We start from the raw sequence: 25155 nt of genomic DNA, 5'->3' as shown, positions 1-25155 counted from the left end.
ATCAGGGGACGAGAACGACGACCGTCTCGGCGACCAGCGCCGGGCGCTCTCCACCCTCGATCTCGATGGTGTATCCGACGACGAGGTTCGCGCCCTTGGCGGTGCGCTCGAGCGACTTGAACTCGGCGCCGGCGCGGATCCGCGAGCCGACAGGGACCGGCGCGGGGTAACGAACCTTGTTGCTGCCGTAGTTGACCTTCATCTTCAGTCCCTCGAGGGAGAAGATCTGGGTGCCGAGGACCGGCAGCAACGACAGGGTGAGGTAACCGTGGGCGATGGTCTTGCCGTACGGGCCGTCCTTGGCGCGCTCGGGGTCGACGTGGATCCACTGGTGATCGCCGGTGGCCTCGGCGAACAGGTCGATGCGCTTCTGGTCGATCTCGAGCCAGTCGCTGTGGCCGAGGTGCTCGCCGACGGCCTTCTCGACCTCGTCGATTCCGTTGAAAACCCGCATTGTTGCTCCTGTCGATGTGCGGCGACGGTCAGAGACCGGCTCGCCTGAGGGTGACGCGATAGGTGTAGTGCTCGGGCAGAAAGTAACTCACCGACAACTCGGTGGGCACGCCGTCGTCGTTCGAGTACAACCGGTCGACGCGCAGCAGGGGATGTCCCACTTCGCAGTTCAGCTCGGTCGCCACCTGTTCGGTGGCGAGCGCGACCGTGATGGACTGTGCGGCTTCGACGATCGGGCTGTCGAGATGCGGTTCGAGCAGCCCGATCATCGTGTTGCGGCTCGACGCGCCCGCTTGGAGTTCCGGCGCGTCGAGCACGTGCGCGGCGACGGATTCGGGAAGGTGAACCGTGGTGAGCACGAACGGAATTCCGTCGTGCAGGCGCTTGAACACAGCCGTGTACAGCACGTCGGTGTCGAGACGCAGCCGGCTCGCGGCGTCGATGTCGACTCCGCGTCGCAGCGGCGAGACGATCTGCATGACCGTGTCGGCCGACAACGCGAGCAGATCCTCGATCGAGCCGAGCTGGCGCCGGTAGCGCCGGCCCGACTCGTTCGCGAAGGTGCCGCGGCCGGGAACGCGGTAGACGATGCCGTCGGCCACGAGATCCTGGAAAGCGCGGCGCACCGTCTGCCGGCTCACGCCGTGTTCCTCGGCGAGTTCGGCTTCGGTGGGCAGCCGCGTGCCGTCGCTGTACCGTCCCGCTTCGACGGCCTCCCGGAGCTGGCGCGCGAGTTGCGCGTAGGCCGGTTCCGTTTCCCGCACCTTGTAGTCCATGACGGACCGATCCTAGCGGCCGGTCGTCACAGTCCGCCGCGTGCTACGAGCTGGCTGGCGATGACGTTGCGCTGGATCTCGTTGGTGCCCTCGCCGACGATCATCAGCGGCGCGTCGCGGAAGTAGCGCTCGACGTCGTACTCGGTGGAGTAGCCGTAGCCGCCGTGGATGCGCACCGCATTGAGCGCGATCTCCATCGCGATCTCCGAGCAGTACAGCTTGGCCATGCCGGCCTCCATATCGCAGCGCTCGCCGCTGTCGTACTTCTCCGCCGCGTAGCGCGCCAGCTGCCGCGCGGCGGTGAGCTTGGTGGCCATCTCCGCCAGATAGTTGCCGATGGACTGGTGCTTCCAGATCGGCTGGCCGAAGCTCTCCCGCTGCTGCGCGTAGGCGAGGGAATCCTCGAGTGCGGCGGTCGCGACACCCAGAGCGCGGGAGGCGACCTGCAGGCGACCGGTCTCGAGGCCCTTCATCATGTGGGCGAAGCCCTTGCCGGGCTCGCCGCCGAGGATCGCGTCGGCGGAGATGCGGTAGCCATCGAAGCTCAGCTCGCACGACTCGACGCCCTTGTAACCCAGCTTGGGCAGGTCACGCGAGACGGTCAGGCCCGAGCCGTGCTCGACGAGCACGACGGAGATGCCCTTGTGGCGCGGCTGCGCGGTGGGGTCGGTCTTGCACAGCAGCGCGATCAGCCCGGAGCGACGCGCGTTGGTGATCCACGTCTTGGCACCGTTGATGACCAGCTCGTCGCCGTCGCGCTTGGCGGTCGTCGTCATCGCCTGCAGGTCGGAGCCGCCGCCGGGCTCGGTCAGCGCCATCGTCGCGCGGATCTCACCGGTGGCCAGCTTGGGCAGGTACTTGCTCTTCTGCTCCTCGGTGCCGAACAGGGTCAGCAGCTTGGCGACGACGGTGTGCCCGCCCATCGCACCCGACAGCGACATCCATCCGCGGGCGAGTTCCTCGGTGACCTGGACGTAGCAGGGCATCGACACCGGCGATCCGCCGTACTCTTCCGGCACGGCGAGCCCGTAGATGCCGATCTGCTTCATCTGCTCGATCCACTTCTCGGGGTACTCGTTGGCGTGCTCGACCTCCTGCACCGACGGCTTGACCTCCCGATCGATGAAGTCGCGGACGGTCTTGACCAGAAAAGTCTCTTCGTCGTTCAGGTAGGTCACGGGGCATCCTTCGTTGGGGACGGGCCACACGGACCCGGGAAACTTTGTACGGCCATTTTGTGGACCAAGTTCGGGCGTTGTCAACGCGAAGACACTCATTCGACGTCGTGATTGCAGAGTTTTAGCCGATACGAACGACTGCACCTTCCTATGGGCACACCTCTCCGTGGGGTGGCATACCGCCAACAATGGCCGTACATTTAGCGCCGTCATTGCCGACCGAACTCCCCGAGGTCCCCGTGTCTTCCGAGCAACACCTCCGCCGGCGCGCCGTTCTCGTCGCCCCCGGCTCCGACGAACGCAAAGCCGGTAAGGCCCTCGCCTCCGCCGCCGACGAGGTCGTCCTCGACCTCGAGGACGCCGTCACCGCCGCCCAGAAGGACGCCGCCCGCGAGCTCGTGGCTCCGCTGGTCCGCGAGCACGGCGCCACACGCACCGTCTCCGTGCGCATCAACGGACGCGGCACCCCCTGGTTCGAGGACGACCTGCGCGCGTGCGCCGCACTCGGCGACGCCCTCGCCTCGATCGTGATCCCCAAGGTCGAGAGCGCCGACGATCTCGTCGAGGCCGACCGCATCCTCGGTGAATCGACCGTCCCGGTGCAGGCCCTCATCGAGACCCCCGCCGGCGTGCAGCGCATCGACGAGATCGTCGCGGGCTCCCGGGTCGCCGGCGTGATCATCGGCTACGCCGACCTCGGCGCCTCCCTGGGCCGCGCCCGCACCGCCGCCCCCGAGCACTGGCTCTACGTGCAGGACCGCGTACTGCACGCCGCCCGCGCCGCCGGTGTCCAGGCGATCGACGGGCCGTTCCTCGGCATCGCCGACGACGACGCCTTCCGCCATTCGGCGCAGTGGGTGTCCGATCTCGGATTCGACGGCAAGTGGGTCATCCACCCCGCGCAGATCACCTCTGCCGCAGCAGCCTTCACACCCACCGACGATCAGGTCGACGCCGCCCGCAAGGTCCTCACCGCACTCGAGGAAGCCGAGAACCGCGGCGCCGGAGCCGCCCAGCTCGACGGCCAGATGCTCGACGAGGCCGTCGCTGTCGCCGCCCGCCGCACCCTGTCGAAGATCGGAGCCTGAAAGCCATGACCACCTCGTACGTCGGCGGACCCTACTTCGACGAACTGACCGTCGGCCAGGTCTTCGACACCGCCCCCGCCGTGACGCTCACCGACGGTCTCGCCGCCGCGCACCAGAGCATTCTCGGTGACCGCCTGCGCCTTCCGCTCGACAAGCACCTCTCGGCCGCCGTCGCGGGTGGGCCGGTTGCGCACGCCGGCTTCGTCACCGACATCGCGATCGGGCAGTCCACGCTCGTCACGCACCACGTCAAGGCCAATCTCTTCTACCGCGGCCTGCGTTTCCGCCGCTTCCCGCACATCGGCGACACCCTCTACACCACCACCGAAGTCGTGGGGTTGAAGGAGAATTCGGCGAAGCCCGGACGCAAGCCCACCGGTCTCGCGGCGTTGCGCATGAACACCGTCGACCAGGACGGCAACACCGTCCTCGACTTCTACCGCTGCGCGATGCTGCCGCTGAGCGAGAATCCCGATCCCGACCGCGTCGTGCACTCCGACGACCTCTCGGCCATCGGACCGCAGGACGAACCGCAGTGGTCCGCGCCCGCCGACTGGGATCTGGATGTCTACCGGTCGAAGGTGCCGGGCGAGCACTTCGACAAGTCCCTCGCCGGCGCCGTGCTGCAGTCCAGCGGCGACGTCGTCTCGAGCGCACCGGAACTCGCGCGCCTGAGCCTCAACATCGCAGCGACGCACCACGACGAGCGGGTCGGCGCTTCGGGTCGTCTCGTCTACGGCGGCCACACCATCGGCCTGGCCTTCTCACAGGCGACGCGCGCTCTGCCGAATCTCGTGACGGTGCTGGGCTGGAAGTCGTGCGACCACACCGGTCCGGTGCAGGAGGGCGACACCCTCACCAGCGACCTGCACGTCGAATCCGCCGAGCCCCTCGCCGAGGGCGGTGGCGTGCTGAACCTGCGGTCGCTCGTCTACGCGCACCGCGGCGGTGCCGCGAATGGCGACCGCGGAGATGCCGAGCCGACTCCCGTCCTGGATTGGCGGTTCACCGCACTCATGGCCTGACGGCCACTGCTGCCGAGACCGACGTCGTGTGCGAAATCCTCCGGGAAATCGCGCACGACGTCGGTTTCGCCGTTACGCGTCGACCCGCTTGACGAGGCGCTCGTAGCGTTGCCGGGCCGCCTGGGTGCTTCCCAGGCCGAGGCCGAAAGCGATCTCCTGCCAGGTCATCCCGCGTTCCCGTGCGATGCGGAGGATCAGCGCCTCGAGTTGGTCCATCTCGGCGCGTGCCTTCGGGACCAGACCGAGCGCGGCGATGACGTCGGCGTCGTCGACCTCGGGTTCGCCGGGGCCGGGACTGTGCACGCCACCCGCCAGAGCCGCGACGAGACGGATGGCGCCGAGCGGGTCGAGCATCTCCGGGTGCGACTGCCTGGCCCGCTGCTCGGGAGTGTTGCCGTGCCGTTCGGCGATCCGGAACAGCCCCGCGTACTCACGGTGCGCGCGTTCGCGACTCGGATTCGGTGGGGTGAAGCCTTCCTCGGACATGAACCCAGGATGGCGTGTGAACAACTCGTTGTCAACAGATTGTTCACATGTCGCGGATCTCGTCCACCAATCCCCAGTCGAGTGCGCGGGAGGCGTCGAGGGGCGCGGCCGTGACGAACAGGTGCAGCGACCGCCACCTGCCGATCCGCCGCGGGATGCTGACCGTCCCGCCGGCCCCGGGGATGAGACCCATCGAGACCTCCGGGAGCCGGAAGACCGTGTCGGGAGTCGCGGCCACCCACCCCGCGAAGGCCGGGATCTCGATACCCGCACCGATGCAGTGACCGTGCAACCGCACCTCGATACGACCGGCGAGTTGCGCGACGAGACGCCCCGCTCCCCCGCGCGTCCGGACGAAGTGCGCGAGCGTGATGTCGGGCGTGCGACCGAACTCGTCGAGATCACCGCCGGCGCAGAACGACGATCCCGCCCCGTCGAGCACGACCCGTTCGATGCTGTCGTCGAGGATCGCGAGTCGCAAGGCGTCGACGAGAGCGTCGCGCAGCACCGTTCCGTAGGCATTGCGACGCTCGGGCCGGTTGAGCGTGATGTGCAGGAGGTCGCCATCGCGGGCGATCAGCACCGGTTCGTCCGAGGGCGGCGGCAGTGGGCGCGGACCGCGTCCGGCGAGCCACGCGGCGAACTCCGGTCCGCCCTGCAACGTCGAGTAGCCGAGCGACTCCACGTCGATCGCTTCCGGGACCGCGAGCGTCTCGGATGCCCGCACGACCTGCCGTGCCACCAGCGCGGCCTGCGGGTTCGCGGCGACGGCCTCGGCGAACGCCGCGATGCTCGCGTCCGGATCCGGCGTCTCCACCACGCCGCGGGACTGCGCGACCGGCGCGTAGGTGAGGTCGAGCGCGTCGATCAACGGACGGACCTCGGAGGGAATCTCGCGGGTCGCGCGGCCGACGAGGATCCGGTCGGCCCGTGCCGCCTGTTCGACGGCACGCTCGAGCAGGGGAACGCCTCCGTCGAGATCGACGACGACCATCGGCCGGGACACGGCACCGCCCTCACAGAGAAGGGGCTCTCCCGCCGTTCCGTTCGCCAGGTCCGCAGCGGAGAGAAGCATCGTTCGTGCCGTATCCATGTGGTCCGTCCTTGTACTCCACCAGGCCCCATCCGGCACGAAATGTAACATCACGGTCGTGGCCCCCGACCTCGCCGCAGACCCGGTACGCGACTGGGCCGACAGCGGAATTGCCTCTCTGACCGGCAGAGTCGACGGTCCCCCACTGCTCCCATCCGGTCGCGCCGCCACCGTCGCCCGCGAACGCTCCGCGTGGATCTCCGCGGCGTCCGGTGGCGTCGTCGACGTCGACGGTGCGCGCCTGCTGTCCGAACGCGCCGCGTTCACCGGTCATCGTCGCAGTGGAGCGGTCTCCGCCGGAGGTGCATGTCGTCTGCTGCCGACGATCGACGGGTGGGCTGCGGTCTCCTGCGCACGTCCCGACGACCCACTCCTGCTCGGCGCCCTGATCGGCGAGGAGATCCCCGACGATCCGTGGCCTGCCGTCGCCGACTGGCTCGTCGAACACACCGGGGCGGAGCTGGCCGAGCGTGCCGAAATGCTCGGGATCGCGGCGGGCCCGGTCGTCCACGGTGTGGCCGCTCCCCTGATGCCGTCGGAGCCCCGCTCGGTCGACGGGTTGCTCGTCGTCGACTTCAGCGCACTGTGGGCCGGGCCGCTGTGTGCGCATCTGCTCGGTCTCGCCGGTGCGCGCGTCGTCAAGGTCGAGACGCCGTCGCGGCCGGACGGTGCGCGTCGCGGCAATGCCGAGTTCTACCGACTGCTGCACGGCGGGCACGAATCGGTCGTGCTCGACCCCGCCGACGACACGCAACGACGCGAACTCGCGGAACTGGTGGCAGCGGCCGACATCGTGATCGAGGCGTCGCGACCGCGGGCACTCGCCGGTTTCGGCCTCGACGCGGTGAAAGCCGTGGACGACTGCACCACATGGATCTCGATCACCGCGCACGGACGGGATTCGCACCGCGTGGGTTTCGGCGACGACATCGCCGCCTCCGCCGGACTGATCGCGTACGACGCGGAAGGTCCCGTCTTCGTCGGCGATGCGATCGCCGATCCTCTCACGGGTCTCACCGCCGCGGCGCTGGCCATGTCGGCACCACCCGACGGGCGCGGAAAACTCTGGGACATCTCGATGTCCGCCGTCGTCGCGGCGACTCTCGACGAACCCACGACCATCTCGCAACCCGCCATCCGTGACGGCGAACAGTGGGTGCTGCAGACAACGGACGGTGCCGTTGCCGTCGCCGAACCCCAGAGGCGTGAAATCTCCGGTGAGGTCGCCGAATCCGGGCGCGACACCCGGCGCGTACTCACCGATCTGGGCATCCGGCCGTGAGCGTCCTCGTCGTACGCGACGTCGAGGTCGACGGCATCGGCGGAACCGATGTCCTCATCCGTGACGGGGTCGTCGCAGTCCTCGGATCGGAAGTGCCGGTACCCGCGTCGGCCGACGTCGTCGACGGTCGTGGAGGCGCACTGCTTCCGGGCCTGCACGACCACCACATCCACCTGCACGCCCTCGCGGCCGACCGCACATCGGTTCGCTGCGGCCCACCTGCCGTCCACACCGCCGACGACCTCGCCCGCGCACTCGCAACCGCGGCCGGTAACGGATGGATACGGGGTGTCGGGTACTCGGAGGACGTTGCCGGCCTGTTGGATCTGGATTCTCTCGACATGCTGCACGCCGAGCGTCCCGTGCGCATCCAACACCGAAGCGGTGCAGTATGGTTCCTGAACTCCACCGCCGCCGCACTCACGGGACTCGCAACGGCCGATCACCCCGGCGTCGAACGCGACGAGAAGGGACGACCGACAGGACGCGTGTGGCGCGCCGACACATGGCTCCGCGACCGGCTACCCGACTCCGGCCCACCATCGCTCGCAGACGTGGGTGCCGAACTGGCGTCCTACGGCATCACCGGTCTCACCGACGCGACGCCCGACCTCACCCCCTCGACCCTGGAACACCTCCGCGCCTCCCACGTCGACGGGTCCGTCCCGCAGCGCATCCGACTTCTCGGTGCGCCACTCGATTTCGTCGGCTCCGAGACGTTCGCCGCGGGCCCCTACAAGATCGTGCTCGCCGACTCCGGGCTGCCCGACCTCGACGACCTCGCGACGACGATCCGCCGCACCCACCATGCGGGTCGCGGGGTGGCCGTGCACTGCGTCAGTCGCGAGGCGTTCGCGATCCTGCTCGCCGTCCTCACCGAGGTGGGCACCATCCCCGGCGACCGCATCGAGCACGGCGCCCTCATCCCGGCCGAGTCGATCGGCGACCTGCGGCGTCTCGGTCTGCAGGTGATCACCCAGCCCGGCTTCCTCGCCGACCGCGGCGACGCCTATCTCCGCGACGTGCCCACCGTCGACCTGCCCGACCTCTATCGCTGCAGAAGCCTCCTCGACGGCGACGTGCCGGTCGCGTTGTCCAGCGATGCCCCCTACGGCCCTGTCGATCCGTGGGCGGTGATCTCCGCCGCGGTCTCCCGTACGTGCCCGACCGGCGACGTCGTCGGGGCGGACGAACGCATTCCCGCTGCGACGGCGCTGGCCCGGTATCTGGCGCCGCTCGACGACCCCGGTAGCGCTGCTCGTCGCGTGCGGGTCGGCGCGCCGGCCGATCTCGTCCTGCTCGACCGTCCCCTGGTCGACGCCCTCGCGGCACCGACCGCAGACGCAGTCCGCGCGACCGTCATCGCTGGTCGCGTCGTCCGCCACACCTGATCCGCTACAACTTCGGCCATCCGCTACAGAAATTGCCGTAGCGGATGACCAGGACGGTAGCGGATGCCGGCATCAGGGCACCGTCCACGTGTTGTCGCCCCGCAGCAACTGCTGCAGGTCGGCGGTGCCGGACTCCTGCGCGGTCCGCACCCGGGCGCGTTCGGCGTCGTCGTAGGTCGTCCGCGCGACCTGCCGCACGATCCCCGTGACGACGTAACGCAGATCCTGGTCCGACAACCGCGACAGCGCGTACGCGTACTCGGGGTCGTCGGTGTGCGCGTCGTGCACGACGATGTCGGCGGCATCCACCTCGGAGCGCTGCGCCACCCGAAGGCCGAAACCCTTTCGGGTGACGCACAACTCGTCGTCGACTCCGAAGACGATCGGTTCGCCGTGCCGCAGCGGAATCAGGTGCGACGGCGCCTCGTCCTTGCGCAGCACGTCGAACGACCCGTCGTTGAAGATCGGGCAGTCCTGCAGGATTTCGACGAACGCCGCGCCGCGATGGTGTGCCGCCGCGCGCAGGACCTCCGTCAGCCCGGCGCGATCGGAGTCGAGGGCACGTGCGACGAAGGATGCCTCGGCGCCGAGCGCGAGCGACAGGGTATTGAACGGCGCGTCGACCGACCCGCCGGGTGACGACTTGGTGACCTTGCCGACCTCCGAAGTCGGCGAGTACTGCCCCTTGGTGAGACCGTAGATCCGGTTGTTGAACAACAGGATCCGCATGTTCACATTGCGGCGCAGAGCGTGGACGAGATGGTTGCCGCCGATCGACAGGGCGTCGCCATCGCCGGTGACGACCCACACCGACAGATCCGGGCGCGTCACCGCGAGACCGGTCGCGAGCGTCGGGGCGCGACCGTGGATCGAGTGCACACCGTAGGTGTCGAGATAGTAGGGGAACCGCGACGAGCATCCGATGCCGGAGACGAACACGAGATTCTCACGCCGGACACCCAATTCGGGCAGCAGGCTGCGGACCGTGGCGAGGATGACGTAGTCGCCGCAGCCCGGGCACCACCGCACCTCCTGGTCGGAGGTGAAGTCCTTCGCCTTCTGCGGGTCATCCGTGCGGGGCACACCGTCGAGTGCGTCGGTGTGCGGGCGGAGTCCGAGATCGTGGCCGAGGAGTCCGGTCATGCTCGTGCCCTCTCTGCTGTGGGGTCGAGTTTCGTCGACGAGGCGACCGCGGCCGGTGTCCGGGATCGTTCGGTGTCGGCGAGTGTCCCGGCGAACTCGGCCTCGATGGCGTCGTGGAGTTCGTCGGCGCGGAACGCCATGCCCGCCACCTTCGTCACCGGCTGGATGTCGGCGTCGAACCGCGACCGCAGAAGGAACGACAGCTGACCGAGGTTCATCTCCGGGACCAGCACGCGCCGGTAGCGTCCGAGCACGTCGCCGAGGTTCTTCGGCATCGGCGCCAGGTGACGCAGATGTGCTCGGGCCACCCGATGACCGGCGCGTCGAGCACGACGCACGGCCTCCCCGATCGGCCCGTACGACGACCCCCAGCCGAGCACGAGCACCTCGGCGTCACCGGTGGGATCGTCGACGTCGAGATTCGGGACGTCGATACCGGCCACCCGCGCGACCCGTAGTCGGGTCATCAGCTCGTGGTTGGTGTGGTGGTACGAGATGTCGCCTGTGCCGTCGGCCTTCTCGAGTCCGCCGATCCGATGCTCGCGACCTGCGGTTCCGGGTATCGCCCAGTCGCGCGCGAGGGTGTCGGCGTGGCGGGCGTAGGGCAGGTAGCCGGGGTCGTCGTCACCCGGCGACGCGGCGAAGCGCGGGTCGATGCGGGGCAGGTCGTCGATGTCGGGGATCCGCCACGGTTCGGATCCGTTGGCGATCGCGCCGTCGGACAACAGCATGACCGGGGTGCGGTAGGTGATCGCGATGCGCGCGGCTTCGAGTGCCGCGTCGAAGCAGTCGGCGGGCGACTGCGGAGCGACGATCGCGACGGGTGATTCGCCGTTGCGGCCGAACATCGCCTGCATCAGGTCGGCCTGTTCGGTCTTCGTCGGCAAGCCTGTGGACGGTCCGCCGCGCTGGACGTCGACGACGATCAGCGGCAGCTCGGTCATCACCGCCAGACCGATCGCCTCGGATTGCAGGGCGATCCCCGGGCCCGACGTGCTGGTGACGCCGAGCGCACCGCCATAGGATGCGCCGATCGCAGCGCCGATACCCGCGATCTCGTCCTCGGCCTGGAAGGTGTGCACGCCGAAGCGTTCGAGCCTGCTCAGTTCGTGGAGGATGTCGGAGGCCGGAGTGATCGGGTAGGTGCCGAGGAAGACGTCCATCCCCGCCGCACGACCCGCCGCGACGAGACCGTAGGCGAGGGCAGTGTTGCCGGTGATCTGCCGATACGTCCCGGGTGGCAGCGACGCGCGGGCCACCTCGTAGGTCGTGGCGAACGTCTCGGTGGTCTCCCCGTAGTTCCAGCCGGCGCGCAGGGCGAGGACGTTCGCGTGCGCGATGTCGGGCTTCGACGCGAACTTGCGCTCGAGGAACGTCTCGACCGGCGCGATCGGCCGCCCGTACATCCACGACAGGAGACCGAGCGCGAACATGTTCTTCGAGCGCTGCGCGTCCTTCTTGCCGACGCCGGCGGGTTCGACGGCCCCGGCGGTGAGCGTGCTCATCGGCAGGGCGTGGACGGTCAGATGCTCCACGGTGTCGGTGCCGAGCGGATCGGCGTCGTAACCCGCCTTGCTCAGGTTCCGTTTGGTGAACTCGTCGCTGTTGACGATGACGGTGCCGCCTCGGGGCAGGTCTCCGACGTTGGCCTTGAAGGCCGCCGGGTTCATCGCGACCAGCACGTCGGGCCGGTCGCCGGCGGTGAGGATGTCGTGGTCGGCGATCTGGATCTGGAAGCTCGAGACCCCGGGAAGAGTTCCCTGAGGTGCGCGGATCTCGGCGGGGAAGTTGGGTTGTGTGGCCAGGTCGTTGCCGAAGGCGGCCGCCTCGGCGGTGAACCTGTCACCGGCGAGTTGCATGCCGTCGCCGGAGTCGCCGGCGATGCGGATGACGACCTGTTCGAGTTTCGCGCTCGACGCCATGCGCTCCATCGTGGCCCTCACGCGCGCATGTGCAACCGTTTCTCCCGAAAATTTCTGCTCATCCGCTACAAGATCGGCTTTCCGCTACGGCAATTGCCAGCAATCACCGCAGCGGAAAGCCATTTCTGTAGCGAACGCGTCAGAACCTGACGGTGTCGCCGATGTCAGGACCTGACGGTGTCCCCGACGAAGCTCAGCGCCTGGGGCCACGACACGGCGTAGGCGTCGGCGTTGACGGGATTGCCGTGCCGGTCGCGGGAGGAGAAACCGTGTTCGGCGCCCGGGTAGACGTGGGTGATGGTCGCGCCGGTCTCGCGCTGCTGCAGCGTCGCCTGCAGGTTCGCGAAGGTCTCGGCGCTCATGATCGTGTCGGCGCCGGCGTGCAGCACCATGACGGGTGCCGCGACGCGACCTGCCTGCTCGACGGCGTCGATCGTGTGGTTCGGGGCGGGCGGCACCGCGATCGACGGGTGGTAGGCCACGACGTTCGCGACCCGCGTGTCGCGGGCGCCGAGGATCAGGGCGAGACGTCCGCCGAGGCACCACCCGATCACGCCGACCTTCTCCATGCGCAGTTCACCGAAGGCGTGGTCGAGCAGGACCGTCATCTCCGCGAGGGACTTCTCGTCGTCGAGGCCCCGCATCAACTCCACGAGTTCCTCGCGCGAGGTGTCGTCGGCGCTCGGTCCGTGCCAGGGGTCCCAGACGAGCGCGGTCACACCGGTTCCGGCGATGTCGTGCGCGTACTCGCGGACCTGGGCGTCGATGCCGGTGATCATGGGCAACAGCAGCATTCCTCCGGTGGCACCGCCGAGCGGCCTGGCCAGGTAGGCGCGCAGACCTGCGATGTGAACGAATTCTGCCTCGATGTCGGTCATCGACCGTCCTTCCACTTGCGTCGTTTGTTCGTCATGATCTTCGTACGAAGTCGTTCGGCAGGCAGCACATCCACCCGTCGCCGCAGCTCAGGGACCATCCGTCCCAACCACCGAAAAAAATGAGAACATCATTTCCGTTTTGCGGTATCGTTCCTCTCGTGCACCGGCGGACGATCGGAGCACGGCAGACGGCTCGCTCGAAAGGGATACAGGCAGATGGCTCGCACCGTATTGGTCAGTGGTGGCACCGGCGGCCTCGGCAGCGCCGTGACGAAACATCTCCTCGACACCGGATGGCGGGTCGTGGTGCCGTGGCTGGTCCGTGACGAGCTCGAGCGCGTGGGCACGCATCCGAACCTCCAGCTCGTCCAGGCCGACCTGTCCGACGAGCAGCAGCTCGAGGACGCCCTGAACCTGGCGTGCGACGACCCCGACGCTCCCCTCTTCGGCGTCGTCAACCTCGTCGGCGGCTTCACCTCCGGACCTCGGATGCACGAGACCCCGATCGAGGTGCTCGACTCCCAGCTCGACCTCAATCTGCGCACCGCCTATTCCGTCAGCCAGGCGGCGCTGCCCCACCTGATCCGCCGCGGTGGTGGATCGATCGTCTGCATCTCCACCGCCGCGACGCTCAACCCATTCCCGGGCGGCGCCTCCTACATCGCCTCCAAGGCGGCGGTGTCGGCGCTGGTCGAGACGATGGCGCTCGAGTACCGCGACGATCACATCCGCGTCAACGCGCTGCTACCGGTCGTCATCGACACCCCTGCCAACCGCGCCGCGATGCCCGACGCCGACACGAGCCGCTGGTCGAAGCCGGCCGACATCGCGAAGGTCATCGAGTTCCTGATCTCCGATGCGGGCGCCTCCATCACCGGCGGTCTGATCCCCGTCACCAACGTCGGCTGACCGCGTCAGGCCGACTGGAGGCGACCGAGTTTCATCGAGCGTTCGAACGCTCGCCGTTCGGCGTAGTTCATGCCGCCCCACACGCCGTGCGTCTCTCCGGTACGCAAGGCGTGCGCTCGACACGCGTCGATCACCGGGCAGGAGCGACAGACCTCCTTCGCCTGCCGCTCGGCCCGGAGCACCGCACCGCGGCCGTCCTCGGGCTGAGGGAAGAACATCGACGTGTCCACCCCGCGGCACCGCGCCGCGACCACCCAGTCACGGTCGCCGGATCCGTACATCGCCGCCTCCTTGCCCATCGGGCCATCGCGGACCCGCACTCGTCGAACGAGTATTTGTACGGCCATTTTTCGGTACCCGGCGGGGATCGTCAATCGCTGAGCAGCACGAATCCATCAGAATCGACGATGCCGGTCACTTCGGATACCTATAAGCACCGGACGCTATGGCCGCACATTTGATGAGCGGACGGAACAGGGCGGATCAGCTGACGATGCCGGCCTTCTTCAGGCCCGCGATCTGCTCGTCGGTGAGCCCGAGATCGGCGAGCACCGTGTCGGTGTGCTGACCGAGACCCGGAACCGCACCCATCGGCAGTTCGACGTCGCGGAAGTTCATCGGCGGCAGGATGCCAAGCACCGGGCCCGCCTCGGTCTGCACCTCACGCCAGCGGTCGCGGGTCGCGAGCTGGGGGTGTTCGATGAGTCCGCGCAGATCCCGCAGTTGCGCAGCCGGCACACCGGCGTCGGCGAGTTTCTCGTCGAGCTCTGCGCTCGTGAACTGCTTGGTGGCCTGCCCGACCAGCGCATCGACCTCCTCGCGGCGACGCACCCGCTCGAGATTGGTGGCGTAGCGCGGATCGTCGCCCAGTTCGGGCATGCCGAGCACATCGGTGAGCGTGCGCCAGCCCCGGTCGTTCTGCACGCCGATGAGAATCTCGCCGTCCGAGGTGGGGTACTTGTCGTACGGCGCGATCGAGGTGTGCGACAGACCCATCCGCGGCACCTGGCGTCCCTGGTACATCTGCAGGTACATCGGGTAGCCGAGCCATTCGGCGGTCGCGTCGAACATCGACACGTCGATCGTTGCGCCGACGCCGGTGCGGTGCCGGCGCAGCAGCGCCGCCTGGATCGAGGTGAGCGCGTACATGCCCGCGGCGATGTCCGAGGTGGGGATGCCCGTCTTCACCGCCGTCTCGGGCGTGCCGGTGATCGAGCACAGGCCGGTCTCGGACTGCACGAGCATGTCGTAGGCCTTGCGGTCGCGCATCGGTCCATCGGTTCCGTATCCCGACATGTTGACCACCACCAGTTCCGGGTGGTCGGCACGCAGGTCGTCGGCACCGAGTTCGAGACGCTCCACCGCGCCGGGTGCGAGATTCTGCAGGAAGACGTCGGCGCCGCGGATCAGCTTCTTCACCGCGTCGATGCCCTCGGGCGACTTGAGGTCCACGGCGAAGGATTCCTTGCCGCGGTTGAGCCACACGAAGTGGGCGGCCAGTCCCTGCACAGCGCTGTCGTAGGCGCGGGCGAAGTCGCCGTCTCCGACGCGTTCGACCTTGACGACCCGGGCACCGAGATCCGCGAGGTGGCGCGTCGCGAGGGGCGCGGCGACCGCCTGCTCGAGGCTCACCACGGTGGTGCCCTCCAACGGCAGGCCGGCAGAAACCTCCACCTCGCTCCGAGTGGTTCCGTCGCTCGTCACCCTGGTGTTCCTTTCGCGTTCGCGGTTCCCCATCCGGCGTCGCTGTATGTCTACCAGGCGAGGACTCCGCGACCGGATCGATGCTTCGGTGGGGTCGGACACGGCCGAGGTACGCCTTCGGTCGGTATCTCCCTGTGACCAGACGGATTGCTGTTACTGCGCTGTCAGGCCACCGTCCGCCGAGACGGTCGAACCCGTCATATACGAGGATTCGTCGGAAATGAGGAAACCGATGATCGTCGCCATCTCCTCGACCTCCGCGCGGCGCTTCAACGGTGTCTGTGCCAGAGCGGTACTCGTGACGCCACCTTCCTGGCGCGCTTTCCGAGCGAGCGGGGTGTCCACAACGCCCGGACACAATGCATTGGCCCGCACCCCGCGGTCGGCGTAACCGACTGCGATCGACCGCGTCAACCCGAGGACACCCGACTTCGACGCATCGTAGCTGCAGGTGTTGGTGTTCGCGGAGATGACGGAGGCAACGGATCCGATCGTCACCACAGACGACCGCGGAGCATTCAACATGTGCGGCAATGCAGCACGCACCGAGAGGAACGAGCCGGTGAGATTGACTCCCACGACCGCATGCCAGTCCTCCACGGTCATCTCGTGGACGAGCGCCGACTTCGCGATGCCGGCACATGTCACGACTCCGTCGAGGCCACCGAGCTGTGCCGCAGCGTCGTCGACGGCCGGTCCGACGGAATCGGGATCGGATACATCCGCGGCAACCCCGACCGCGACAGCTCCCGACCGGCGGAGTTCTCCGGCGAGGGCTTCGGCCGCAGCACCGTCCAGGTCGAGGATGGCGACCGCAGCACCTTCCTCGACGAGGCGGCGGACCGCTGCCGCACCGATACCGCCGGCACCACCGGTGACCAGAACCTTACGTCCCTCGTTGCGTGCACCCATACCTGTTTCCTTCCGGCTGATCAGCTGATACGGAGACCGCAGTCGACCGGAATCGAGATGCCCGTGACGTACCGGGCCTCCTCCGACGCCAGCCACAGCACTGCGTTGGTGATGTCCTCGGGTTCGACCCATGCCGTGTCCATGACGTTGCGGCCGCGGGCCCGCTCGCGCAGATCCTCGATGGTCGGGTTCTCCAGGTCCGGGCAGAAGACCCGCAGGGTCGATTCACTGAACAGCATGTCGGTCCCCACATTGCCGGGATGTACCGCGTTGACGCGGATACCCTGTCCGCCGTACTCCGCAGCGAGCGTCTGCATGAGACCGACAACACCGTGCTTGGATGCGTTGTAATGCCCCACATTACGTGAACCGTTGTACGTGACGACCGAACTCGTCAGCACGATGGACCCGCCGCCGGTGAGCAGCATCTGCGGAATGACCGCCTTGGTCGTCTTCCACACTCCGGTGAGGTTGACATCGATCATGTCCTGCCATTCGTCCTCCGTCAGTTCGACGGTGGGGCGACAGCCGCAGACACCCGCGTTCGCGCTGACGATGTCGATGCGGCCGAACTGCTCGACGCAGTCGGCGGCGGCAGCGTCCAGACCGGCCTGATCGCGGACGTCGACCTTGCGTGTGATGATGCGACGGCCGGTCTCCTCGACCAGCCGGGCGGTTTCGGCGAGATCTGCTTCGGTGGCCATGCCGTAGGTCAGCGACGCGATGTCCTCGCACGCGTCGGTGGCGTAGATGTCGGCGCCTTCCCGCGCGAGCCGTATTGCGTGCGAACGGCCTTGGCCACGTGCGGCACCGGTGATGAAGGCGACCTTTCCGGCCACCCGTCCTTGTGTGTCGGTCATCGGAGAGCTTCCTTCGTACGGTCGAAACTTGTCACGCCAGGCCCAATAGCCTCGCGGGGTTGTCGCACGTCATCACGCGCAGGTCGGTTTCCTCGATCCCCTCGTCCCACAGGGCGTTGACGTAGGAGTGCAGCCCTGCCGCGGGATGCGGGATCTTCGTGCTCCAGCCGTAGTCCGTGGACAGCACGACCCGGCCGGGGTCGAGTCGGCGCAGCGCCGAGATCACGTTCGAGAAGGTCGACGGCTCCCCCATGCACGTGTGCGCAGCGAATTCGATGCTCGCACCGAGGTCGGCGAGTTCGACGACCTCCTGCTCGGTCAGGCGCGGGCCGGTCGTGGCGTGCATGGCGTGCGTAACCAGCACGCGTCCGCGACTCGCGTAGGTGCGGGCCACGGCGAAGTGTTCGGCGGTGGAGATGTGACCGGTTGCCAGCACCGCGTCGTATTCGGAGATCAGGTCGAGAATCGTACGTACTTCCGGCACGAGTTCACCGTCTGCGTCGACGACGTGGATGCCCTCCTCCTTCTCCCCGAAGAAGGCCTTGACCTTGGCGGGAGCATCCTGTTGTGAAGACAGCGTGGGCAGCCACACCACCTTCGCTCCCGCACGCAGCGCACATTCGACGGCGTGCGGGTTCAATCCTCCCACCGGATGGTCGAGACAGATGCCGGCGATCGACTGCACTTCCGGCACAGCCGCGTTGGCGAGGTGCGCGGCCACGGTGGAGGGGAACTCGTGCGCCTTGAGCACCAGTCCACGCATTCCGTGTTGCGCGGCCTCCCGTGCAGCTTCGACGGGGTCGACGCTGTGGGGAGCCTTGGCGGCCATCTCCACGAGCGGTTCGGGCCCGAAGTGACAATGCATGTCGATGGCACCGTCGAGCGCGACAGGCGCTGTGCCCGAGTGGCGTTCGCTCATACGACTTCCTTCGGTCTCGGCTCGCGGATTCGGTCAGGACGGGCGGTACTGGAGGAAGATCTCCTCGTAGACCCGCTGGACGTACGGCTCGATGTCGAGCTTCTCGGGGCTGTACCAGTCGGCGAAGCCGTTGTAGTCGGTCTCGTTGGTGTATCCGAGTTCTTCGACGATGGCGCTCCACTTGTCCGCGCTCTCACGGATGGTGGTCACGAAGGCATCACCGTCGTCGATACCGGTGTTGCCGGCGATCGCATCGACGATTCGATTGTTGGCATCCTGCACCGACTTACGTGCGTCGTCGTCGAACGGCTTGATCGTGCCGCCGTACTGCTGGATCTCACGAACGGATTCGACGGTCACGGGCCAGATCTTGCCCTGGATGCTGCCGGTGACGAAGGCGTCGAGGCGATCCCACATCAGCTGCTGCGCGACGAGCGGCAGCGACTCCCACACGTCGAGGTTCATCACCATGTTGCCGGTCGGAACCGCAAGGCCCGCATCGGGATCGATGACCGTCTGTGGAGCAACCTCGATGATGCCACCGATCTGCGCTGCGGCAGGGCTGAGCATCGAGCAGTCGATGACGCCACGCTGGAGCGCTTCGTACGCCTCGGTGTATGCAACCGAGGTCGGGGTCGATCCCAGTGCCGACACCTGCTGGTTGCCTGCGGTGCTACCGACCGAGACGCTGCGGCCCGCGTAGTCGGGCAGCGACGTTCTGGGCTCGGAGCAGAACAGCGCGTTCATTCCGGCGTTGTAGGCGGGGAGCATGAGCTTGAGGCCCTTGTTCTCGAATTCCGAGACGATTTCCGGGGTCGAGAGGGCAACTTCTGCGGGCCACGCGTTGGACTGGAGCGCGCCGGTCACAACGCTCTGATCCGACAGGACGCTGGCGTCGAGCAGGGCGGACGTTGCCGGGAATTCCTGCGGCTCGTAGACCGCGAGAACCTGGCCGATATCGAGGCGACCGTCGACCACCGCATTGTCGATCTCGGTGGACTTCGCGATGGCGTCGGAATACGCGATGTCGAAGGTGATCTTGCCGCCGGACCATTCTTCGACGGCCTGGGTGTAGGCGTCGAGGAATGCTCCGCCGGTGGACCCCTTCGTGCTGGGCGACTGGGTGTTCAGGACGATGGGGTCCACGTCTTCGAATGCTGCCTGATACTGCTCCATGGTCGCGCCGTACTCGACGCCCTCGCCGCCGCCGTTGCCTCCGGCGCCGCCGGAGGACGATTCCGCGCAGCCGGCCAGCAGGAGCGCGCTCGCTGCTACGAGGACACCGGCGCGGGGGATCACGCGCGCCTTGGAGAATATTGTCACTGAGACTCCTTCATCGGGATGACCGCGAGAACGTGCCGCTGCCGATTGTCACCTCGGCCGGAGTGATTCACCTCACGGCTATATGCTAATCATGCGCCTGAATTATTGGCGTGTCAAGGCTCGGAGCCGACGACGAAAAGACCACCGCGCTGCGTTATCCCGCAGTGACTCCACCGTCTACGAGAATCGCCTGTCCGGTTACGTAGGACGCATCGGAAGACGCGAGGAATGCGACGACCGACGCGATCTCCTCGGGCTCCCCGTAGCGCCCCAGCGGAACGCTCAGCGGCTTCGACGGATTCCGCACCGTACCGGTCGTGGGAACGATCGCCGCCGTATTACTGCTCAGATTCGTACGCACCGCGCCCGGGCACACACTGTTGACCCGGATACCGTGCGGCGCATACTCCACCGCCAGGGTCTGGGTCAGCATCTTGACCCCGCCCTTGGACGCACGGTACGGAGCCAGACCGCCCTGAGTCGCGACGAACGACGAGGTCGACCCGCAGGTCACGATCGATCCACCACCGCGTCGCAGCAGGGACGGAAGAGCACTTCGAATGGTGAAGAACGTGCCCGAGAGATTGATGTCGAGCACGCCGTACCAATCCTCACGGGAGACCTCGTGGCTGTCGAGACGCGCACCGCTGACGCCGGCGGCCGTGAACACCACACCGATCTCACCGAGCTGCGACACCGCCTGCGCAACGATGTCGTCCATCGCCGCGTCGTCCCGTACGTCCGCGGCGAACGCGACGGCGCTACCACCGCTGTCGCGCACCGCCGCGGCCGTCGCCTCGGCCGCGTCCCCGTGCACGTCGATCACGGCGACCGCCGCACCCTCCTGAGCCAATCGCAGGACCGACGCCGCCCCGATCCCGGACCCTCCCCCGGTCACCAGAGCTACCTCACCGTCCAGGCGACGCATCGTTGTCGTCATCGTTCCGACTCCGTTCGAAATCTCAGATACCGACGACGTCGGCCAGCATCCTGTTGTGGTGCAACGCATTTCCGAAGAGCGGCTCTATCGCCTTCGCGCGGCGGAAGTACAGGTGCGGGTCGGCCTCCCACGTGAAGCCGATACCACCGTGCACCTGGATGTTCTGCGACGCGCACAGCGTGAGACATTCGGAGCCTTGCGCCTTGGCCATCAGAGCTGCTGCCCGCAGATCCGCGGAATCGTCGGCTGCGCACATCGACGCGTACATCACCGTCGCCTCGGCCGAATCGATCGCGATGGCCATGTCGGCGCACTTGTGCTTGATCGCCTGGAACGACCCGATCGGCCTGTTGAACTGCACGCGCTGTTTTGCGTACTCGACCGCCATGTCGAGGGTGGCCTGCGAAGCACCGACCGCCTCGTTGCCGAGAAGGATCCGAACGATGTCGACGACCCTCCCGATCCGGTCCCGATCAGCCCCGAGCGGCTGCGCAGCCACGTCCGAGAGCACGACGGTGGCGAGCGGCCGAGTCAGGTCCAGCGACTCGCGCACCTCGACCTCCACACCGGCCGCGGACGACTCGACCACGTACAGCCCGACGGCATCCCCATCGGGACCGAGCGCAGGCACCACGAGCAGGTCGGCGATGTGACCGAACGCCACGTAGTCGAGCCGGCCGGTGAGCCGCACGGCGCTACCGTCGCCCGATGCACGCACTGTCGCGGCATCGGCCTCGAGTTCCCGGTTACCGGGCAGGGCCAGAGCGCCGATGACGCTCCCGTTCGCCAGGCACGGAACGAGCCGCTCGCGCTGCTCGGCCGATCCGAGCCTGCAGATCGCCTCCATGGCTCCGATCACCGTGACGAACGGAACCGGCGTCAGTGCGCGCCCCAGTTCCTGTGCCACCAAGGCTGTTTCGAGGAAGCTGAAGCCGCCTCCGCCGAGGTCTTCGGAGATGTGGAGTCCGGGAACTCCCATGTCGCGGGTGAGCAACTGCCATGTCGCCTCGTCGTATCCGCGGACCGAAGCGATCTCCCGGACCCGGGTCATCGGTGCGCGTTCGGCCAGGAGCCGTCGCAACGACGCCCGGAATTCCTCTTGATCCTCGTCGAATTCGAAGTACACGTTGGTTCCGTTCTGCCGCCTGGCGGCGAGAGCTGAGGTCAGGCGCTCTTGCGACGCCCGATGTCCTGGAACGGCCCACTGTCGAGCCGTGGTTCCCGGGGAAGTCCCAGCAACTGTTCACCGATGATGTTGCGCTGGATCTGGGAGCTGCCGCCGTAGATCGTGGCTGCGCGCGCGTAGAGGGCGATGTCGTCCCAGCAACGCGATGAGTTCTCGGTGCCGGGTTGGGGGGTCACGAGAATGCCGTTGTTGCCCTGCCCCTCGGGGGTCAACGCCTCGAGTCCGAGGATCTCGAGTCCGATCTCGGTGTAACGCTGGAAGAATTCCGCCCAGTAGATCTTCGAGAACGAACCATCGGTGCCGGGCCGGCCCCCTTCGAGAAGTTTCGTCAGCGCCCGGTATCCCCGGAAGCGCATCGTCTGCACACGCTGCCAGCACCAGGCGAGTTCGCTGCGGATGTGCGGGTCGTCCGTCAATCCGCGCTCGCGCGCAAGTTCGATCAGGCGGTCCACCTCGCGACCGAAACGCACAGCGTCGGTCGTCGCCCGCACGCCCCGCTCGAATCCGAGAAGCGTGTTGGCCGTGTGCCATCCACCGTTCACCTCACCGAGGACGTTCTCGGCAGCGGTACGTGCATCGGTGAAGAACACCTCGTTGAAGGCGGTGTAACCGGCAGCATTGAGAATCGGGCGGACTTCGACGCCGGGCTGATCCATCGGAACGAGCAGGAACGACAGTCCCTTGTGCTTTGCGACGGTGGGGTCGGTACGGCAGATCGCGAAGATCCAGTTGGCGTTGCTGCCGGCGGATGTCCACGTCTTCTGGCCGTTGATGACCCACTCGTCACCGTCGAGCACGGCGCGCGTGCGCATGCCGGCGAGATCCGAGCCGGCTTCGGGTTCGGAGTACCCCTGGCACCAGACGATCTCCCCGGTCAGGGTGCGAGGGATGAAGTATGCCTTCTGTTCCTCGGTGCCCAGAACGGCCAGGGTGTTGCACAGCAGCTTGATACCGAGCGTGTCGTTCTCCGTGCCCTCAGGCACGCCGAGACGCATCAGTTCCTCGTTGAGCACGACCTGCTCGAGATCGGAGAGCCCACCACCACCGTATTCACGGGGCAGCGAGACTGCGAGGAGATCGTTGTCGTAGAGCACCTTTCGCCACGAGCGGAGAAACTCCTCCTGTTCGGCGTCGGGAAGCGATCCGATTCCCTTCCAATCGTCCGGGAGGTTCGACTCGAGGAGTGCCCGGAGGGATGTCCGATACTCCTCGGCTTCCTTCGGATAGGTGATGTCCATGATCAGTCTTCCTTCGCTGCGGCCGTGGGCAGCGCACACACGGACGCCATGAGTGCGTCGACCTCCTCGGGGCTGTACCCGAGTTCGGCCAGGATTCGGGCGGAGTGTTCACCGAGGGCGGGGCTACCGCCCTTGAAACGGCCGGGGGTGTCGGACAGGTGCATAACCATGCCGACCTCCCTGCACCAGCCGTACTCGGCGTGATGATGTTCGACGACGCGGCCCGATTCGAGAGCCCATTCCTCCCACAGCAGCTCCGGCATGATCGGGTAGTCGAGCGGGATTTCGGCAGGCACGTCGTTCTCGTCGAGCAGCTTGTAGGCGGCTGCACTGTCGAGCCCGGCGAATGCTTCCGACAGGATGTCGGTGAGCGCCTCCGCGTTGTCCTGGCGGTCGTGGTGGGTGCGGAATCTGGGGTCGGTGGCCAGCGCGGGCCGGTCGAGGGCCTCTGCCAGACGACGGAAGGCCGCGCCGCCGAACACGGCGATGGTGATCCAGCCGTCGGCGGTACGGTAGAGCCGGTAGAGGGGCGACCAGCCCGTCTGGTCGGTGTCGAGTTCGTGGGCAGGGACCGCCCGTCCGTCGAGGGTCGCGGAGTGTTCCCCGACCACGAACAGGCTCGAGTGCAGCTGGGGGCTCTCGACGTACTGCGCTTCGCCGGTGTTGAGATGGTGATGCAGCGCCAGCAGGACGGTCACGGCGCCGAGGAAGCCGTTGTAGAGGTCTTCGTTTCCGATGACGCGCCGGATCGGGGCATTGCCCTTGCCGGCGCCTTCGAAGTTGAGGCCGACCATGCCCGAGACGAGGGGCGCGAAGGACTTGAGTCCGGATTTCGGTCCGCTGGAACCGAATCCGGGCAGGTAGGCGTAGACGAGCTCGGGGTTGACCTGCTTGAGCTGCTCGTAGCCGAGGCCGATCTTCTCGGCTTTGCCCGGACGGTAGTTGTGCATCACGACATCGGCCTCGGCGACCAGCCGGTGCGCGATCTCCTGACCTTCGGGGGTCCGAAGGTCGAGGGCGATGTTGCGCTTGCCGCGGTTGGCGCCTTCGAAGAGGTCTCCGAGCGGACGCATCTGGTCGCCGATGAGCGGCTCGACCTTGATCACGTCTGCACCGAGGTCGGAGAGCAGCCGGGCACCGAATCCGGTGGCGAAGTACGAGCTGAAGTCGAGGATCTTCACACCCTGCAGGGGTGTCGACACGGCGGCGCCACGGTCGGGCTTCGGTGCCCACAGCGCGCTACGCGTGATCTCTCCGGCGCGGGCGGTGTGCTCACCAACCGTGGGAGCGGGCGTCGGCATTGCTGGTACGGACTTCTCGAAACGGATGACCGGGCCGATCTGGCGGATCGTTCCGTGGTCGGCGTCGGGCAGTTCGATGGCGATGCCGGCGTGACGGACCTGATCGTCCTCGAAGACGTCCTCGGGCCGGTTGAGGGGCAAGGCGGCGATGTCGGCGGCGTGCAGCAACTCGAGCCATTCGTCCCGCGTGCGTTGCTTGAAGGCTTCGGGCACCTGGTTGCGGGCGATGTCGAGTTCGACGTCGTCGAGCGGGATCGCCATCTCGGGTCCGTCGATCGTCCGGGTCTTGTCCCCGAAGCCGAGCAGGTCCATCATTCGCTTGTAAGCGCCGGGGCCTCCGGTGTGCGGGATCAGCCATTTGCCGTCGGCGCATTCGAACGGGTCGGTGATCAGCCGCTTGTTGCCGAATCCCTTCTGGGTGCCGCTGCGGGCCAGGTAGGAGATGTCCTTCTCGTTCCACCACCAGTTCATGGACGAGATGGCGAGCATGCCGTCGAGCAGGGACGTGTCGAGTTTCTGTCCGGTGCCGTTGAACTTGCGGGCACGCAGTGCAGACAGGATTCCGATTGTGGTGATGAAGGCGGTGCCGTACGAGACGGTGGGGTGACCCATGAAGATCGGGCCTTCACGGTGGCCGGTCTGTTCGGCCATCTGTCCGAGGCGGGCGTTGAGGAGCGCCTCGTATCCCGGTCGCGAGGCATGGGGGCCTGTGGTGCCGTATCCGGTCACCGACACGTAGACGAGTTCAGGGAATTCGGCGTGCAGCTCGTCGTAGCCGAGGCCGAGTGTCTCCACCCGGCCGGTTCCGAACGACTCGACGAACACGTCGGCGTGGGCGAGCAATCCACGAACGACGGCCCGGCCTTCTTCGGTGTGGACGTCGGCCTCGACGCTCCATTTGCCGCGGTCGGTGGTCTTGCGGACGTTGGACCGACCGTCGGGTCCTCCACCGGGGCGTTCGATCTTGACGACGCGCGCGCCGTAGTCCGCCAGCATCATCGTCGAGATGGCCGTGGGCATGCCCCAGCTCGCATCGATCACTACGAGTCCGTCGAGTGGACCAGCCATTGCACGCTCCTTCTGTCGCACGGTGCCGCGCCGTGCGCAGCTCTGTCTCGGTACGGCGGTTCGGCTCGGGCGAGCCGGTC

Annotated in this window: 23 protein-coding genes; 5 read left to right on the top strand and 18 right to left on the bottom strand. The window is 67.3% G+C overall.

Annotation, left to right across the window (positions count from 1 at the left end; genetic code table 11):
* Position 1 precedes the first annotated feature (1 nt).
* The 3 genes from ACPCXD_RS02530 to ACPCXD_RS02520 are packed head-to-tail and all read right to left on the bottom strand — an operon-like array spanning position 2 to position 2407.
* Positions 2-454, bottom strand: a complete 453-nt coding sequence (locus ACPCXD_RS02530; protein ID WP_016694499.1) for a MaoC family dehydratase — start codon at positions 452-454, stop codon at positions 2-4.
* A 28-nt stretch (positions 455-482) separates the two neighbouring features.
* A complete protein-coding gene (locus ACPCXD_RS02525; protein ID WP_016694498.1) occupies positions 483-1229 on the bottom strand; it encodes a GntR family transcriptional regulator in 747 nt (248 codons plus the stop codon).
* Between the two features lie 26 nt (positions 1230-1255).
* Complete coding sequence (locus ACPCXD_RS02520) at positions 1256-2407, bottom strand: acyl-CoA dehydrogenase family protein (RefSeq protein WP_423658227.1); 1152 nt, start codon at positions 2405-2407, stop codon at positions 1256-1258.
* A gap of 212 nt (positions 2408-2619) precedes the next feature.
* Here ACPCXD_RS02520 and ACPCXD_RS02515 point away from each other — a divergent pair, with 212 nt between their 5' ends.
* Together ACPCXD_RS02515 and ACPCXD_RS02510 are read left to right on the top strand one after the other, a co-directional pair.
* A complete protein-coding gene (locus tag ACPCXD_RS02515) occupies positions 2620-3495 on the top strand; it encodes an HpcH/HpaI aldolase/citrate lyase family protein (RefSeq protein WP_059383736.1) in 876 nt (291 codons plus the stop codon).
* A gap of 5 nt (positions 3496-3500) precedes the next feature.
* On the top strand, positions 3501-4520 hold the full coding sequence (locus tag ACPCXD_RS02510; protein ID WP_423658225.1) for a MaoC family dehydratase: 1020 nt from the start codon (positions 3501-3503) through the stop codon (positions 4518-4520).
* Positions 4521-4592: 72 nt separating this feature from the next.
* Here ACPCXD_RS02510 and ACPCXD_RS02505 read toward each other — a convergent pair whose 3' ends face one another.
* Both ACPCXD_RS02505 and ACPCXD_RS02500 read right to left on the bottom strand, forming a co-directional pair.
* Positions 4593-5006: a hypothetical protein gene (locus tag ACPCXD_RS02505; RefSeq protein ID WP_059383734.1), complete on the bottom strand. Its 414-nt coding sequence runs from the start codon at positions 5004-5006 to the stop codon at positions 4593-4595.
* Between the two features lie 43 nt (positions 5007-5049).
* Positions 5050-6099 carry an enoyl-CoA hydratase/isomerase family protein gene (locus ACPCXD_RS02500; protein ID WP_106201211.1) on the bottom strand — a complete coding sequence of 350 codons (1050 nt, stop codon included), beginning with the start codon at positions 6097-6099 and terminating at the stop codon, positions 5050-5052.
* A gap of 58 nt (positions 6100-6157) precedes the next feature.
* Here ACPCXD_RS02500 and ACPCXD_RS02495 point away from each other — a divergent pair, with 58 nt between their 5' ends.
* Positions 6158-7381 carry a CoA transferase gene (locus ACPCXD_RS02495; RefSeq protein WP_106201210.1) on the top strand — a complete coding sequence of 408 codons (1224 nt, stop codon included), beginning with the start codon at positions 6158-6160 and terminating at the stop codon, positions 7379-7381.
* The gene (locus ACPCXD_RS02490; protein ID WP_423658222.1) at positions 7378-8772 is read left to right on the top strand and encodes an amidohydrolase family protein; all 1395 of its coding nucleotides are present in this window, start codon (positions 7378-7380) and stop codon (positions 8770-8772) included. The genes ACPCXD_RS02495 and ACPCXD_RS02490 overlap by 4 nt, the downstream gene beginning before the upstream one ends.
* A gap of 72 nt (positions 8773-8844) precedes the next feature.
* Here ACPCXD_RS02490 and ACPCXD_RS02485 read toward each other — a convergent pair whose 3' ends face one another.
* From ACPCXD_RS02485 to ACPCXD_RS02475, 3 genes are all read right to left on the bottom strand, one after another.
* Positions 8845-9915, bottom strand: a complete 1071-nt coding sequence (locus ACPCXD_RS02485; protein WP_423658220.1) for a 2-oxoacid:ferredoxin oxidoreductase subunit beta — start codon at positions 9913-9915, stop codon at positions 8845-8847.
* The gene (locus tag ACPCXD_RS02480) at positions 9912-11846 is read right to left on the bottom strand and encodes a 2-oxoacid:acceptor oxidoreductase subunit alpha (RefSeq protein WP_423658836.1); all 1935 of its coding nucleotides are present in this window, start codon (positions 11844-11846) and stop codon (positions 9912-9914) included. The genes ACPCXD_RS02485 and ACPCXD_RS02480 overlap by 4 nt, the downstream gene beginning before the upstream one ends.
* Positions 11847-12001: 155 nt before the next feature.
* Entirely contained in the window at positions 12002-12715 is a 714-nt protein-coding gene (locus ACPCXD_RS02475) for a dienelactone hydrolase family protein (protein WP_423658218.1), read from the bottom strand.
* Positions 12716-12931: 216 nt separating this feature from the next.
* On the opposite strand from ACPCXD_RS02475, the gene ACPCXD_RS02470 reads away from it, so the two are divergent.
* A complete protein-coding gene (locus ACPCXD_RS02470; RefSeq protein ID WP_060650293.1) occupies positions 12932-13624 on the top strand; it encodes an SDR family NAD(P)-dependent oxidoreductase in 693 nt (230 codons plus the stop codon).
* Between the two features lie 5 nt (positions 13625-13629).
* Here ACPCXD_RS02470 and ACPCXD_RS02465 read toward each other — a convergent pair whose 3' ends face one another.
* From ACPCXD_RS02465 to ACPCXD_RS02420, 10 genes are all read right to left on the bottom strand, one after another.
* Positions 13630-13905: a WhiB family transcriptional regulator gene (locus ACPCXD_RS02465; RefSeq protein WP_271039183.1), complete on the bottom strand. Its 276-nt coding sequence runs from the start codon at positions 13903-13905 to the stop codon at positions 13630-13632.
* A gap of 202 nt (positions 13906-14107) precedes the next feature.
* Positions 14108-15328, bottom strand: coding sequence for a CaiB/BaiF CoA transferase family protein (locus tag ACPCXD_RS02460; protein WP_423658215.1), 1221 nt, complete (start codon positions 15326-15328; stop codon positions 14108-14110).
* Between the two features lie 153 nt (positions 15329-15481).
* Complete coding sequence (locus tag ACPCXD_RS02455; protein ID WP_423658213.1) at positions 15482-16240, bottom strand: SDR family NAD(P)-dependent oxidoreductase; 759 nt, start codon at positions 16238-16240, stop codon at positions 15482-15484.
* Positions 16241-16260: 20 nt separating this feature from the next.
* Positions 16261-17100 carry a mycofactocin-coupled SDR family oxidoreductase gene (locus ACPCXD_RS02450; RefSeq protein WP_106201203.1) on the bottom strand — a complete coding sequence of 280 codons (840 nt, stop codon included), beginning with the start codon at positions 17098-17100 and terminating at the stop codon, positions 16261-16263.
* A 31-nt stretch (positions 17101-17131) separates the two neighbouring features.
* A complete protein-coding gene (locus ACPCXD_RS02445) occupies positions 17132-18019 on the bottom strand; it encodes a DUF6282 family protein (RefSeq protein WP_106201202.1) in 888 nt (295 codons plus the stop codon).
* Between the two features lie 33 nt (positions 18020-18052).
* Positions 18053-19342 (bottom strand): TRAP transporter substrate-binding protein DctP, encoded by a 1290-nt coding sequence (gene dctP / locus ACPCXD_RS02440; protein ID WP_106201201.1) that lies wholly within the window; start codon positions 19340-19342, stop codon positions 18053-18055.
* A gap of 154 nt (positions 19343-19496) precedes the next feature.
* Positions 19497-20282, bottom strand: coding sequence for an SDR family NAD(P)-dependent oxidoreductase (locus tag ACPCXD_RS02435; RefSeq protein ID WP_026002752.1), 786 nt, complete (start codon positions 20280-20282; stop codon positions 19497-19499).
* A 22-nt stretch (positions 20283-20304) separates the two neighbouring features.
* Positions 20305-21408: an acyl-CoA dehydrogenase family protein gene (locus ACPCXD_RS02430; RefSeq protein WP_277370353.1), complete on the bottom strand. Its 1104-nt coding sequence runs from the start codon at positions 21406-21408 to the stop codon at positions 20305-20307.
* A 38-nt stretch (positions 21409-21446) separates the two neighbouring features.
* Positions 21447-22706 carry an acyl-CoA dehydrogenase family protein gene (locus ACPCXD_RS02425; protein ID WP_037221872.1) on the bottom strand — a complete coding sequence of 420 codons (1260 nt, stop codon included), beginning with the start codon at positions 22704-22706 and terminating at the stop codon, positions 21447-21449.
* A 2-nt stretch (positions 22707-22708) separates the two neighbouring features.
* On the bottom strand, positions 22709-25075 hold the full coding sequence (locus tag ACPCXD_RS02420) for a CaiB/BaiF CoA transferase family protein (protein WP_423658209.1): 2367 nt from the start codon (positions 25073-25075) through the stop codon (positions 22709-22711).
* Between the last annotated feature and the right edge of the window lie 80 nt (positions 25076-25155).

It is taken from the genome of Rhodococcus sp. AB351, from assembly GCF_049538275.1.
Lineage (GTDB): Bacteria > Actinomycetota > Actinomycetes > Mycobacteriales > Mycobacteriaceae > Rhodococcus.
The sequence above is the reverse complement of the archived record's forward strand: the minus strand, read 5'-3'. Positions and strand labels throughout refer to the sequence as shown.